At 69.5% G+C, this 13,532-nt stretch carries 11 protein-coding genes; 2 read left to right on the top strand and 9 right to left on the bottom strand.

Translation table 11 applies throughout. From position 1 onward, the window contains the following. Nucleotides 1-6: 6 nt before the first annotated feature. The 7 genes from EV148_RS02460 to speE form a co-directional block, all read right to left on the bottom strand. Nucleotides 7-480: a SixA phosphatase family protein gene (locus EV148_RS02460; RefSeq protein ID WP_131992912.1), complete on the bottom strand. Its 474-nt coding sequence runs from the start codon at nt 478-480 to the stop codon at nt 7-9. Between the two features lie 121 nt (nt 481-601). After that, nucleotides 602-1,084 (bottom strand): EF-hand domain-containing protein, encoded by a 483-nt coding sequence (locus EV148_RS02455; protein WP_131992909.1) that lies wholly within the window; start codon nt 1,082-1,084, stop codon nt 602-604. Nucleotides 1,085-1,227: 143 nt separating this feature from the next. After that, nucleotides 1,228-1,860, bottom strand: a complete 633-nt coding sequence (locus EV148_RS02450) for a ParA family protein (RefSeq protein ID WP_131992906.1) — start codon at nt 1,858-1,860, stop codon at nt 1,228-1,230. Between the two features lie 127 nt (nt 1,861-1,987). Beyond that, entirely contained in the window at nt 1,988-3,691 is a 1,704-nt protein-coding gene (ggt, locus tag EV148_RS02445) for a gamma-glutamyltransferase (RefSeq protein WP_131992904.1), read from the bottom strand. 121 nt (nt 3,692-3,812) lie between these two features. Then, a complete protein-coding gene (locus EV148_RS02440; RefSeq protein WP_131992902.1) occupies nt 3,813-4,727 on the bottom strand; it encodes an AEC family transporter in 915 nt (304 codons plus the stop codon). A gap of 72 nt (nt 4,728-4,799) precedes the next feature. Further along, nucleotides 4,800-5,750 (bottom strand): hypothetical protein, encoded by a 951-nt coding sequence (locus EV148_RS02435; RefSeq protein WP_131992900.1) that lies wholly within the window; start codon nt 5,748-5,750, stop codon nt 4,800-4,802. A gap of 39 nt (nt 5,751-5,789) precedes the next feature. Beyond that, complete coding sequence (gene speE / locus EV148_RS02430; RefSeq protein WP_131992898.1) at nt 5,790-6,662, bottom strand: polyamine aminopropyltransferase; 873 nt, start codon at nt 6,660-6,662, stop codon at nt 5,790-5,792. Nucleotides 6,663-6,803: 141 nt separating this feature from the next. Here speE and speA point away from each other — a divergent pair, with 141 nt between their 5' ends. Together speA and EV148_RS02420 are read left to right on the top strand one after the other, a co-directional pair. Then, nucleotides 6,804-8,687 (top strand): biosynthetic arginine decarboxylase, encoded by a 1,884-nt coding sequence (gene speA, locus EV148_RS02425; RefSeq protein WP_131992895.1) that lies wholly within the window; start codon nt 6,804-6,806, stop codon nt 8,685-8,687. An 83-nt stretch (nt 8,688-8,770) separates the two neighbouring features. Beyond that, complete coding sequence (locus EV148_RS02420; protein WP_131992892.1) at nt 8,771-9,637, top strand: NAD(P)-dependent oxidoreductase; 867 nt, start codon at nt 8,771-8,773, stop codon at nt 9,635-9,637. A gap of 3 nt (nt 9,638-9,640) precedes the next feature. Here EV148_RS02420 and EV148_RS02415 read toward each other — a convergent pair whose 3' ends face one another. Together EV148_RS02415 and EV148_RS02410 are read right to left on the bottom strand one after the other, a co-directional pair. Next, nucleotides 9,641-11,806, bottom strand: a complete 2,166-nt coding sequence (locus EV148_RS02415) for an outer membrane protein assembly factor BamB family protein (RefSeq protein WP_158287276.1) — start codon at nt 11,804-11,806, stop codon at nt 9,641-9,643. Nucleotides 11,807-11,846: 40 nt separating this feature from the next. Next, nucleotides 11,847-13,457 (bottom strand): outer membrane protein assembly factor BamB family protein, encoded by a 1,611-nt coding sequence (locus EV148_RS02410; RefSeq protein WP_158287275.1) that lies wholly within the window; start codon nt 13,455-13,457, stop codon nt 11,847-11,849. Nucleotides 13,458-13,532: the final 75 nt, after the last annotated feature.

Below are 13,532 nucleotides of genomic sequence, written 5' to 3'. Positions count from 1 at the left end.
GGGGTGTCAGGGCCACCAGAAGTGGCGTACGCGCGCCGTGCCCGGCTCGATCGATCCGGCCGGCAGGGCCAACCAGGCGACGGCGCCCGGCGGCATGCCGCGCCCCGAGTCCGATGCGCCTTCGGTGAGCAGGGCGACCAGCGTCTCGAGCCCGGGATTGTGGCCGACGAGCATCACGGTGTCGGCATCGGCATGATCCTCGAGCACGCGGATCAGCGTCGCGGGCGTCGCGTCGTAGACGCGCGGCTCGAAGCGCAGGTCGGCGTAGCCGAGGGCAGCCAGCACGCGTTCGCAGGTCGCGCGCGTGCGCGCCGCGGGCGAGCAGAGCACGCGCACCGGCGCGGCGGCGTGCTGCTTGAGCCACGCGCCGGCGTCATCGGCCTCGGCTTCTCCCTGCGCGCTCAGGGGACGGCTGGCGTCATCCTGGCCGGGCGCCGCCGTTTCCGCGTGCGCGTGGCGCAGCAGGATGATCTCGCGCATCGTCATCGGTGAATGCCTCGGCAGGTGCGGTGCCCGATGATGCCGCATTCGTGCCCGCGGCGGTCAAGCAAAAGCGGTGGCCGGCCGCGCGGAACGGGCCGGCCACCGGGGCACGCCCCGCTCAGCCCTGGTCGTCCGGCATGGCGGTGGCGTCGTGGCGGCGCCCGAAGTCGCCGCGACGGGGCAGCAGCTTCTGCGCGTCGACGCTGTCGGAGCCGCCGCTCAGGCGATCGAAGCGCGCCATCTGCCGGGCTTCGTAGTCGGCCTTGCTGATGCTGCCCGAGCCGTCCGTGTCGAAGTGCTTGATGAGGCGCTCGGCACGCCGGTGCGCGCGTCGCGTGGCCTGCGGCGACGCGGCAATCTCGTCCGCGTCGACGCGGCCGTCGCCGTTGGCATCGAGCTTGGCGAAGCGGCGGTCGACCCAGGCCTGGTACTCGGCGCGGCTGACCATGCCGTCGTGGTCCGCGTCGACCTGGTCGAGGAAGCGCTGCTCGAACTCGGCGCGGCGAGCGGCGTGCGAGCCGGCGTCGTCCGGCGCCTCGGTGGCGCAGGCAGGACCGGCGGCGAGCGCGAGGGCGAGCAGCAGGGGAGTGGGGATTCGCATGGGGAGGTACTCTTCACCGCGGCCACGACGGCCGCACTTCCCCACAACGCACGACGCCCCCGCGCGCCGACCGGCGCGTTGCAAAGAAGGTGCAAAGCCCGCCCGGGTCGCTTCGCTGCCGCGCGGTCGCGCGGCCGGGCCCGTCAGGCGAGCTTCTTCAGCCAGCGCAGCAGCTTTGCCCAGTCGTCCTGGTGCGAGCGCACGCTCTCGGAGTGGTAGTCGAAGATGCTCTTGCCGAGCGCATTGGCGAGCACGTAGCCCTGCGTGTCGCGCAGTTCCGCGACGAGCGGGAACGGAAAGCCCTTGATCTCCTCGACCGCGAGCTGCGACGCATTCGTCCACGGCTTGAGCCGGTTCGCGACGAGGCCGACCGCGACCTTGCCCTTCTTCACGCGCGGCAGCGCGCCGACCTCGGCGAGGAACGGCTGGGTCGCCTCGAGGTCGATCGCCGATGGCAGCACCGGCACGAGCAGGACGTCGACGTCGTCGAGCCACTCGCCGACCTCGCCCGGGCGGATGCCCGCCGCGCTGTCGATCACGACGCGTGCCGCGTCCTCGGGGACCTGCTTGTGCCAGTCGCGGCGCAGCCCGGAAATGCCGAGCACCGCGTTCGGGTGTGCCGCGCGCTTCTCGCTCCAGCGCAGCGACGAGCCCTGGCGGTCGGCGTCGACCAGCACGGTGTTCTTGCCGTCGACCGCGTAGTACGCGGCCAGGTTGGTCGCCAGCGTGCTCTTGCCCGCGCCACCCTTCGAACTCGCCACCAGGACCTTCAGCATGAACGCCTCCGCCGGTACGCAAAGTGCGGGGAAGGGTACACCGCGCTCCGGCAAGGGCCAAACCGGGCCCCTGGGCGGCGGTACGAGCCGCTGCCCAAGGGGCCTGCCCTGGCGCCATGAGCCGCCGCTAGTAGCCGGCCGCCTGGCCGTCCTTGCGGCCTTCGGAAGCCCCGATGTAGACGTGGTTCCTCGCGTCCCAGCCGATCGCCTGGTAGCCGCCATAGGGGCCGTTGGCGAAGCGCACGCTGTGGCCCTTCTGCATGAGGCCGCGCACGGTTTCGTACGGAAAGCCCGATTCGAGGTCGACGAAGCCGCCGTCCTGCATCGGCTCGGCCTGGCCCTCGGGGGAGGTCGAACCTTCGTGCTGGATGCGCGGCGCGTCGCCGGCTTCCTGCAGGTTCATGTGGAAGTCGATGAGGTTCTGCACGATCTCGACGTGCCCCTGCGGCTGCATGTCGCCGCCCATGACGCCGAAGCTGAGCCAGGGCGCGCCGTCCTTGGTGATGAACGCGGGGATGATCGTGTGGAACGGGCGCTTGCCGGGCGCGTAGGTGTTCGCATGGCCTTCCTTGAGCACGAACAGCTCGCCGCGGTCCTGCAGGATGAAGCCGAGGCCGGGCGGCGACATGCCCGAACCCATGCCCCGGTAGTTCGACTGGATCAGCGAGACCATGTTGCCCCAGCGGTCCGCGGTGGTCATGTAGATCGTGTCGCCGTCGAGCTTGTGCGTGCCGGGCTCCGCCGCCTTCATCGCGCGGTCCGGCGAGATCAACTTGCGTCGCTCGGCCGCGTATTCCTTCGACACGAGCCAGTCGATCGGCGCCTTGGCGAAGTCGGGGTCGGCGTAGAACTTCGCGCGGTCCTCGAACGCGAGCTTCTTCGCCTCGACGAACAGGTGCACGTGCTCGGTGCTGCCGAACGGGATCTTCGAGAAGTCGTAGCCCTCGAGGATGTTGAGCATCTGCAGCGCGGCGAGGCCCTGGCCGTTCGGCGGCAGCTCCCAGACGTCGTAGCCGCGATAGTTGGTCGAGATCGGTTCGACCCATTCGCCCTTGTGCGTGGCGAGGTCGTCGTAGGACAGGAAGCCGCCCTGCGCCTTCATGTAGTCGGCGATCACGTGCGCGATCGCGCCCTTGTAGAACGCATCGCGACCACCCCGGGCGATCGCCCCGAGCGTGTTCGCGAGGTTCGGGTTCTTCCAGATCTCGCCCTTCGCGGGCGCCTTGCCCCCGTGCGTGAACTGCTCGGTGAAGCCGGGGAACCTGGCCAGGCGCGGTACCGACAGGTTCCAGTAGTAGGCGATGAGCTCGGTCAACGGGAAGCCGTCGCGCGCATAGGCGATCGCGGGCGCGAGCACGTCCTTCATCGGCAGCTTGCCGAAGCGGTCGTGCAACGCGAACCAGGCGTCGACGCAGCCCGGCACGTTGACCGGCAGCGGGCCGAGCGGCGGGATCGCCTTGTAGTCGTGGTCCCGGAACCATTTCAACGTGAGGCCTTGCGGCGAGCGGCCCGAGCCGTTGTAACCGTAGAGCTTCTTCGTCTTCGCATCCCAGATGATCGCGAACAGGTCGCCGCCGACGCCGTTCGACACCGGCTCCATGAGGCCGAGCGCGGCGTTCGCGGCGATCGCCGCGTCGACCGCGGTGCCGCCCTGCTTGAGCACGTCGAGGCCGACCTGCGTCGCGAGCGGATGCGAGGTCGCGACCATGCCGTGCGTGGCGATGACCTCCGAGCGCGTCGCGAACGACGCGCCGGTGATGCGGTCGCCGGCGTGGGCGGCGGAAGCAGCAGTGCACGCGGCGACGGCGAGCACGAGGGCGATGCGACGCATGAGGGTTCCCCTGGCCGGAAAGCGCCGAGGATACGCCGCGGCCCGCGGCGCGGATGTAAAGAAGCGTAGGTGCGCGCGGGTGCCGTCTCCGGGCGGCGAATCGGGTTCTCCGTTCGCGTCGCTATGCCGCGTGCGCGAGCACGAAATGCCACAGCGGCAACGTCGCCATCGACAGCACGATGCCGAAGCCGACCAGCGCCGCAGCGAGTTCCGGCGCGAGGCCGGCGAGCGACAGCAGCGCGCCCGCGGTGATCATCGGCGGCATCGCGGTTTCGTAGACGGCTGCGGCGCGCATCGCGCCGTCGAGGCCGAGCAGTGCGCAGAGGCCGAGCGCGAGCAGCGGCATCAGCAGCAGCTTCGCGACGAGGCCGTATGCGAATGCGCCGAGGTAGTGGCGCGGCATGCGCAGGCGCAGCTGCATGCCACTGGCGAGCGCGACGAGCGGCAGCAGGCTGTCGGCGAGCAGCCGCAGCGGCTTCGCGACGACATCCGGGCAGTCCTTCGGCATCAGCACGAGCGCGACGACGAGCGCGATGAACGGTGGGAAGGTGGCGATGCGGCGCGCGATCGAGCGCAAGGTCGGCCGCTCGCCGCCGTACAGGCCGAGCACGACGAGGCCGAACGTCGAGAGGATCAGGAAGCTGCCGAACTGGTCGTAGACGACCGCGTAGCGCAGCGCGTCGGAGCCGGCGAGCGCGGGGATCAGCGCGAAGCCGAGGAACGAGGTGTTGCCGAGCGCGACGAGCAGCAGCAGCGCCGCGGTCGCGGCGCGGTCGAAGCGCAGCACGCGCGCGAACAGCAGGGTCAGGGCCGCGCTCGCGACGAGGATCAGCCACGGCAGCGCGATCAGGCCGAGCAACTCGCGCTCGAACGCGAGGCGCGGCGCGTACAGCAGCACCGCGGCCGGCAGGCACACGTACAGTACGACGAGGTTGAGCGCGGCCGGCGCGGCCTCGGGGACGATGCGCCGCCAGGCGAGCAGCCGTCCGACCGCGAGCATCGCGAGGACGAGGCCGAACGCGGAAAGCGCGGACATCGGACCGGCCGCCGTCAGCACGAGCGCGGCGGGGCCGCGTCGGGCCGCGGCGCGCGAACGGCCGGGGCGACCTCAGCCATGCGATTCGAACACGCCGGCGTGGTCGGCGACATGGCGATGGATCGCCTGCAGCGTCGCCTCGTCGTCGATCTGCGATTGCAGGCGCCCGGCGATCGCCTCGAACGCCGCGGCGTCGGCGCTCGCGCCGGCCGGATGCGTCGCCCAGGCCTGCGCGAACGCATCGGCGAGTGCGTCGAGTCCGACCAGGCGCAGGCGCGTGACGAGCGCATCGCGATAGTCGGGGCCGAGGTTGTCGATCGCGGTTTCCAGCCCTTCGCCGTCGATCTGGTCGAATGCGTGGAAGATCGTGCAGATCGTCGTGTAGCCGTCAGGGAGCGGCGGCAGCGCCGACGCGTCGTAATCGTGGCGCGCGAGCAGATGGCCGTACAGGTACTGCGCGGCGCTCCACAGCACCGCCGGGTCGGCCGTGCGCCAGAACCTGACCGGAATGGCGGCGCGGGGCCGGAGCGGGAAGAGCCGATCGCGCACGAATCCGTTGAGATCGCGCAGCGCCTCGACGATGCCGGCCGGGATGCCCGATACGTCGTCGGCCAGTGCGACGAGTCCGGGCGACTCCCGTCGCGCCTGCGCGGCCGCTTCCGCGGAGAGTTCGAACGACCACTCGCCGAGGACGCCGCCGGCCCCCTTCGCGTGCAGGGTCAGCACGTTCCGCGGGCTGAACCGCCCGGCGAAACGTCGCACCGGCCCACGCGTCGGTTCGAGCAGGCGGGCCAGGTCGAGCAGCCGCGAAGGGATCTCGTACCAATCGCCGCCGACGACGTTCAACGGACCGCCTTTCCACTCGATCAGGTCCATCTCGATCCGGCCGCCCCTGCATCGGGCTACGATCTGCGCGGTCGCGTCCTTCTTGTGCGTGGCGCACTCGGGAAAGGCCGGGTCGTTGCGGCAGAAATCGAGCGTGCGCGCGATCTCGAACAGGATGCGTTCGATGGCGTCCGGCATGACCATGCTCGAACTCCCGGCGAAGGGTGCGGCGTGGTGCTACTCGCCGAACGCCTCGCGCATGAATTCCGGCAGCGCGAGCGCGGCCTTGTGCATGTCGACGTTGTAGTAGCGCGTGGCGAACTGCTTGGTCGCCGCGCCGCGCTCGCGGAAGCCGCTGAGGTCGGCACCCTTGCGCGCCATCGTGCAGCTCCACCAGCCGGTCGGGTAGAGCGGCTGCGGGAACAGCAGCGTCTTCACCGCCTGGAAGTCCGCGACGCGCATCGCCGTGCGCATCGACTTGATGAGATCGAGGTGCACGAGCGGCGATTCGCTCTGCTGCACGAGGATGCCGCTCGGCCGCAGCGCGCGATGGCAGCTCGCGTAGAAATCGGCGTTGAACAGGCCTTCGGCAGGGCCGACCGGGTCGGTCGAGTCGACGATGACGACGTCGATCGATTCCGGCTCCTGCTCGGCCATGTACTTGATGCCGTCGATGAACAGCAGTTCCGCGCGCGGGTCGGCGTTGGACTCGCACAGCTCGGGGAAATACTGTTCGGCGAGGCGCGTCACGCGCTCGTCGATCTCGACCTGCACCGCGTGCTCGACTTCCTCGTGGCGCAGCACTTCGCGCAGCGTGCCGCAGTCGCCGCCGCCGATGATGACGACGCGCTTGGCGCGCGCGTGGGTGAACAGCGCCGGATGCGACATCATCTCGTGGTAGAGGAAGTTGTCGCGCGTGGACACCATCGTGCAGCCGTCGATGACCATGAGCTTGCCCCAGTCGGTCGTGTCGTAGATCTCGATCGACTGGTACGGCGTCTGCTCCGCGTGCAGGCGTTCCTTGATGCGCAGGCCGAACGACGAACCGGAGCGCGCGTGCTGCTCGGTGAACCAGTTCTGGGCGGTGGCGTTCTGCTGGGGCGCGGACATGGTGCTTCCTGCGGAAGGGGAAAGGGCGGATCCGGCGGGCGCCGGGGGGCGCGATTGTAGCCGGTCCCGCCCGCGGCGACATACGCGGATCGCGACGGCTCGTTACACTATGCCGCTGGCCCGAGCGGATGGAGCACCGAGTTGAGCAAGCAGCGCTGGACCGCCGAGGAGGCACGCCACACCTGGGCGGTGCCGCACTGGAGCGAAGGCTATTTCGACGTCGGCGACGACGGCGACCTGCTGGTGCGCCCGCGTCGTGGCGACGGCCCGGCGCTGTCGCTGCCGGCGATCGTCGACGACGCCTGCGCGCAGGGCGCGCGCCTGCCCCTGCTCGTGCGCTTCGCCGACATCCTGCAGGACCGCCGCGCGCGCCTGCAACGCGCGTTCGCCAAGGCGATGGACGACTGGGACTACGGCGGCGGCTACACGTTGATCTACCCGATCAAGGTGAACCAGCAGCGCAACGTCGCCGGCGAACTCGCCGGCAACGCCTCGCCCGGCTTCGGCCTCGAGGCAGGATCCAAGCCGGAACTCATGGCCGTGCTCGCGCTCGCCCGCCGCGGCAGCACCGTCATCTGCAATGGCTACAAGGATCGCGAGTACATCCGCCTCGCGCTGATCGGGCGCAGGCTCGGCCTCGACATCTTCATCGTGATCGAGAAGCCGTCGGAGCTGCGTTACGTGGTCGAGGAAGCGCGCGCGCTCGGCGTCGAGCCGCTGCTCGGCGTGCGCATGCGCCTGAAGAGCCTCGGCGCGGGCAAGTGGCAGAACTCCGGTGGCGACAAGGCGAAGTTCGGCCTCACGCCGCGCCAGCTGCTGACCCTGCTCGACGAGCTCGCCGCGGCCAACTTGTCGCACACGCTCAAGCTGCTGCACTTCCACATGGGCTCGCAGATGTCGAACGTGCGCGACATCGCCAACGGCATGCGCGAGGCGGTGCGCTACTTCGTCGAGCTGTCGCGCATGGGCCTGCCGATCACCCACATGGACGTCGGCGGCGGCCTCGGCGTCGACTACGAGGGAACGCGCTCGCGTTCGGACTGCTCGATCAACTACGGCCTCGACGAATATGCCTCGGCGATCGTCGGCGCGCTCGCCGAGGCGTGCCGGGCCAACGGCCTCGCGCCGCCGCACGTGCTGACCGAATCCGGCCGCGCGCTGACCGCGCATCACGCCGTGCTCGTGGTCAACGTCAGCGAGATCGAGGAGGCGCCGCGCGGCGCGATCACGCCCGCGCGCGCGGACGAGCCGAGCGTGCTGCGCCGCCTGCGCGAAGTCGCGGGCGAAATCGACCAGACGCCACCGACCGAGCTCTATCACGAGGCGCAGTACCAGCTCGCCGAAGGCTATTCGCTGTACGGCCTCGGCCAGCTCTCGCTCGATCAGCGTGCGCAGCTCGACGACCTCTACTACGCGATCATCAACGCCGTGCGCGAGCGCCTGAAGCCCGACGAGCGCGCGCACCGCCAGGTGCTCGACGAGCTCAACGCGCTGCTCGTCGACAAGTACTTCGTCAACTTCTCCGTGTTCGAGTCGGCGCCCGACATCTGGGCAATCGACCAGGTGTTCCCGATCGTGCCGATCGCGCGCCTCGACGAGGCGCCCGGGCGGCGCGGCGTGATCGCCGACCTCACCTGCGATTCCGACGGCCGCATCGACCACTACGTCGAGGCGGACGGCGTCGACGTGAGCCTGCCGCTGCACGCGCCGCGCGAGGGCGAATCGTACCGCCTCGGCCTGTTCATGGTCGGCGCGTACCAGGAAACACTCGGCGACATCCACAACCTGTTCGGCGACACCGACGCGGTCAATGTCAAGCTCGACGGCGACGGCTATGCGTTCAGCCACCGTCGCCGCGGCGACACCACCGACCTCATGCTCGATTACGTCGGCTATGACCTCGCCGCGCTGCGCGCCGCCTATCGCGACAAGATCGCGGCGGCCGGGGTCGGCTCCGACGAGGCGGCGCGCCTCGAGGCGGCGCTCGAGCACGGCCTCACGGGCTACACGTATCTCGCCGAGTGAGCAACAAGGCCTGAAACACGAAGGACGCGAAGGAACTCCTTCGCGTCCCGATCATCGAGCTTTCCATGTTGGAGAAGCATTCCATGAACGAGATCAGGGCCGGCTTCGTCGGCCTCGGTGCGATGGGCCTGCCGATGGCAGGGCACCTCGCGCGTGCGGAGCTGCTTGCAGCGGTGTGGAACCGCTCGCACGACAAGGCGCGCGGGGCGGCGCAGGAATACGGCGCTACGGCGCCGCAGGAGATCGCCGAACTCGCGCGCGCGTGCAACGTGATCGCGCTGTGCGTGCCGGCCGACGCCGATGTGCTCGAGCTCGCGCGCACGATCGCCGCGCACGCGCGGGCCGGCACCGTCGTGGTCGATCATTCGACCGTGTCGTCGGTGACCGCGAGGGAGGCGCACGCGATCCTCGCCGCGCGCGATTGTGCGTTCCTCGACGCACCGGTGTCGGGCGGCGTCGAAGGTGCGAAGAACGGCAGGCTGTCGGTGATGGTCGGCGGCGACGCGGCCGCGCTCGAGCGCGTGCGGCCGGTGCTCGCGTGCTACGCGGCGAAGATCAGTCACATGGGCGACGTCGGCGCGGGGCAGAACACCAAGGCGGTGAACCAGGTGCTCGTCGCCGGCATCGCGCAGGCGGTGTGCGAGGGACTCGCGCTGTCCGAGCGGCTAGGCCTCGACCCCGAGCGCCTGCTGCCGACGCTCGGCGCGGGTGCGGCCGGCAACTGGTTCCTGGACAAGCGCGGCGCGACGATGCTGAAGGACGAGTTCAAGGTCGGATTCAAGCTCGCGCTGCTGCACAAGGATCTCAAGATCGTGCGCCAGCTCGCGCTCGATGCGGGCACCGACCGCTCGGTCATCGAGAAGTCGCTCGCCGATTACGCGGTGCTGCTCGCACAGGGCCATGGCGACGAGGACATCTCGGCGCTGATCCGCCTCAAGCGGCCGCGTTGAGCTTCAGGGCGACTCGAAGCCGTCGGTGAAGATGCGATCGTCGGCGGTGAAAATGACTGTGACCGTGCACGCCGCGGTGACCGGTGCCGTCGTGAATACCGGGCCGTCGAGTGCGCCACCGCATCCGCTCGCGGTGAAGCCCATGTTCGCATCGGGCGTGATCGTGAACGCAACGGTCGCGCCGTCGACGACGATCTGATCGCCCGCGGGGCTCACGCTGCCGCCCGCGTTCGCATCGAGCGAGACGACGTGAGTGATCGGCGCGAACGTCGCCGAGACAGTGCAGTCCGCAGTGATCGCTCCCGTCGTGTAGATGTTGCCGGCCAGCGCGCCGCCGCAACCGGTCACGGCATCGATCATGTAGTGCGCATCCGGTGTCACGATGAAGCTCGTCGTGGCGCCGTCGGCGACGCCCTGTGGCGTACTCGGCGCGATCTGGCCGTGCGCGCCGGCCTGCGGTGTCACGGTGTGCACGATAGCGAACGTCGCCTGGACGGTGCAGTCGGCGTTGACCGGGCCCGTTCGATACACATTGCCTTCGAGTTCGCCGCTGCAGCCGCTGGCGCTGCTGATGGCATAGCCCACGTCGGGGACGAGCGTGAACGGTGCCGTCGCGTTCTGGTCGACGATCTGCGCCGTGCCCGGCACGATGCGGCCGTGTGCACCCGAGGCGGGCGTAACCACGTGGGTCGCCGGCGCGCTGCCGAGGTCGAAGCGCTGCAGGCGCGTGTTACTCGCGACATACACCGCGCCGTTGACGACGATCGGGCTCTGCCATTTGACGCTGCCGATGGTTGCAGACGTCCACAGCACGGCGCCGGTCAGGGGATTGCGCGCGAAGAGGCAGGTGCCGCCAGAGCACGAGCCAATGTGGTAAAGCACGTCGTTGGCCACGATCGCCGACGTCGCATTCGCGTTCGTCTGCCAGGTGGGCTGCAGGTACGGCTTGCTGGTCGTCGCATTCAGCGTGACCTTGAGGCCGGACAGCCCGCTGCCGTTGCCGACGAACACCCAGTTCGCCCCATCGGGCGCGATCCACGAAGTCGTCTGCGTCTTCATCCAGAACTGGCTGATCGGCACGTCGATCACGTCGATGGCGCCGCCGACGCCGCCCGGCGCGCCGGTTCCGCTCATGTCGTCGAGATCGATGAGGTGCAGGCGCGAATCCTTTCCTGTTTGCACGGCGAGGTGCTGCACGGTGCTGCCAGCGGGTGGGCGCAGGATCGTCAGCGACGCGGAGCCGAGGTCGACGTCGTTCTGCTCGAGCTGCTGGAAATCGGTGGGCGTGTAGCTGTCGAGCGGCATGCCGCCGCCGGCACCCGTGCCGTCGGGATTCAGCGCGAGCACGCTGTCGCCCCAGTTCTTGCCGCCGGTATGCGCGTTGAACGGGCCGTTGCCGGTCGTGATGTAAATGCGGTCTGTCCCGGCATCATAGGTGGCGCCGGAACGGCCCCAGATGCCGTTTCGACGCGAGCTGCAGTCGTTGATGCCGTTCTGGCCGTTCAGGATCATGTGGATCGCGACGTCGCTGCAGAGCGTGTTGAATACGTTCTGCGAGCTGCTGGCGAGGTCGATCGCCGTGACGTGGCCCTGGTAGTCGCCACCATCGCCGATGTAGCCGTCGTTGACGACGTAAAGCCACGTCGTGCCGCGGGTGAGCGCGAACGCGATCGCGGACGCACCTTTCTCGACGCTCGGCTTGAGCGTTGCGACCTGCGGCCACCCGCCCGTCGTCACCTCGACGCCGTCCCCGATTCCGTATTTGTGCACCATGCCGTCGACGCCGTATGCATACACAAACGTGCGGTCCGGATCGATCGCCGGCGAGCTCTCGGTCGGCGACGTGCCGCTCGTCGTCATCGACCATACGACCGCGCCGTCGGCGGCATCGTAGGCGGTGGTGCGTCCGCTCTGCGCGGTGACGAACAGGAGATCCCTGGTGCCACCGGGCGTGGCGACCGTTCGCGCGAGTACCGGTGCCGCATTGGTCTGCGCGTTCATCGTCACGTCGAAGCGACGCGTTAGCTGCGCGACGTTGCTGCTCGTGATCGTCGCTTCGTCGGGGTTGTTGCCGGAGTGCGCGGGGTCGTAGCCCCATTGCAGCCAGTCGGCGGCGGCGGCGGGCAGTGAAACCATGCAGCAGGCGACGAACAGGGCTTTCGTGCGCATGAGCTTCTCCAGCCGGCGGACCGTCAAGGGAACGAACATCCTAGCCCAACGCGGCCGGCGAGGCGACGCGCGCGCGGGCATGCAAGCCTCGGTTCGAGGTGTTCTCGAAACCGTTGCGGAAGATCACGTCGCCGGCCGGCAGCGCGAACTTCCATAGCTTGGCGCTGTTGTCGGTCACATAGATCGCGCCGTCGACGACGATCGGGCTTTGCCAGTGCACGTTGCCGATGTGCGGCGAACTCCACAGCACGTCGCCGCTCAGCGGGTCGTGCGCGGTCACGCAGATGCCGCCGTCCGCACACGGCCCCGCGTGGTAGAGCACGCCGTTGGCGACGACCGGCGAGGTCGACGCATTGGATGAACCCGCGCGGCTCCAGCGCATCGTCAACGCAGGACGGTTGCTGCCGTCGAGGCCGAGCTCGAGGCCCGACAGGCCGCTGCCGTTGCCGGCGAACACCCAGGTCGAGTGGTTGGCCGGATCGACCCAGACCGCGGGCTGCTCGCGCATGCGATCACCGGGGAAACCACTGCCGCCCTGCGGCACGTCGATGAGCTGGATTTCGCCGCCGACGTGCGCGGGCCCGCCCTGGCCGCTCATGTCGTCGAGATCGATGAGGCGCAGCTTGCCGTCCTTGCCCGCCTGCATGCCGAGGTGCGCGACCGTGCTGCCCGCGGGCACGGGCAGGATCGCCATCGACACCGAACCGAGGTCGGTGTCGCCGTTCTGCAGGCTCTGGAAGTTCGACGGCGTGTAGCTGTCGAGCGGCATGCCGTTGCCCGCGCCGGTGCCGTCGGGCGCGAGCGCGAGCACGCTGTCACCCCAGTGGAAGCCGCCCGTGTTCGCGTTGAACGTGCCGTTGCCGGTCGCGATGTAGACGCGGTTGGTCGCGGCCGACCAGGTCGCGCCGCCGCGGCCCCAGATGCCGCTCTGGCGTCCCGCGCAGTCGTCGGTTCCCGGCGTGCCGTCCAGCACGAAGTGGATCGTCTTGTCGCTGCACATCACGTTGAAGACGTGCTGCGTGCCGCTGGCGAGATCGATCGAGACGAGATGGCCCTGGTAGTCGCCGCCGTCGCCGATGTAGCCGTCGGTGACGACGATGAGGTAGTGGCTGTTGCCCGAGCTCGCGATCGTCAGTCCCGATGCACCCTTCTCGACGCTCGTCTTCAGGGTGATCGTCTGCGGCCAGCCGCCGCCGGTGACCTCGGTGCCGTCGCCGATCGCGTACTTGTGCGCCTTGCCGTCGACGCCGTAGCTGTAAACGTACTGCAGGTTCGGATCGATCGCGGGCGAAGCGGTGGTCGGCTGCGGACCACTCGTGGACTGGTGCCAGACTTCGCTGCCGTCGGCTGCATCGATCGCCATCAGGCGGCCGTTCTTGCTGAGCAGGAACAAGAGGTTCTTCACGCCGTTCGCGGTCGTGACGCCGGACTGGTACACGGGCGCGCTGTCGACCGACGAGGCCAGCGTCGCACCCTTGGCGTAGACCGGGCCGAGCTGGGCGAGGTTGGCGGCACCGAGCACCGTCTCGGCGGTATTGAAGCCACTGTGCGCGGCGTCGTAGCCGAACTGCGGCCAGCTGCCGGCTTTCGCGTCGGCGAGGCCGACGGCGACGGCCACGGCAAGGGCTGAACGAAGCAGGGAATGGCGCATCGGCGGCTCCGGCGGCGACGCGGCGGTTTCGCCGCATCCGGCGATCGTACGCGGGCGCGCCCGAGCGGATGATGA

The sequence above is a fragment of the Dokdonella fugitiva genome (genome assembly GCF_004342425.1).
GTDB classification, from domain to species: domain Bacteria; phylum Pseudomonadota; class Gammaproteobacteria; order Xanthomonadales; family Rhodanobacteraceae; genus Dokdonella_A; species Dokdonella_A fugitiva.
Note: the sequence above shows the minus strand (reverse complement) of the source record. Positions and strands in the feature narration are given on the sequence as shown.

Bases quoted from the DNA above. Each gene is read 5' to 3' on its own strand.
- EV148_RS02415 (WP_158287276.1), bottom strand. From the start codon at position 11,806: ATGCGCACGAAAGCCCTGTTCGTCGCCTGCTGCATGGTTTCACTGCCC.
- EV148_RS02420 (WP_131992892.1), top strand. From the start codon at position 8,771: ATGAACGAGATCAGGGCCGGCTTCGTCGGCCTCGGTGCGATGGGCCTG.
- ggt (WP_131992904.1), bottom strand. From the start codon at position 3,691: ATGCGTCGCATCGCCCTCGTGCTCGCCGTCGCCGCGTGCACTGCTGCT.
- EV148_RS02410 (WP_158287275.1), bottom strand. From the start codon at position 13,457: ATGCGCCATTCCCTGCTTCGTTCAGCCCTTGCCGTGGCCGTCGCCGTC.
- EV148_RS02455 (WP_131992909.1), bottom strand. From the start codon at position 1,084: ATGCGAATCCCCACTCCCCTGCTGCTCGCCCTCGCGCTCGCCGCCGGT.
- EV148_RS02460 (WP_131992912.1), bottom strand. From the start codon at position 480: ATGCGCGAGATCATCCTGCTGCGCCACGCGCACGCGGAAACGGCGGCG.
- speE (WP_131992898.1), bottom strand. From the start codon at position 6,662: ATGTCCGCGCCCCAGCAGAACGCCACCGCCCAGAACTGGTTCACCGAG.
- EV148_RS02435 (WP_131992900.1), bottom strand. From the start codon at position 5,750: ATGCCGGACGCCATCGAACGCATCCTGTTCGAGATCGCGCGCACGCTC.
- EV148_RS02440 (WP_131992902.1), bottom strand. From the start codon at position 4,727: ATGTCCGCGCTTTCCGCGTTCGGCCTCGTCCTCGCGATGCTCGCGGTC.
- EV148_RS02450 (WP_131992906.1), bottom strand. From the start codon at position 1,860: ATGCTGAAGGTCCTGGTGGCGAGTTCGAAGGGTGGCGCGGGCAAGAGC.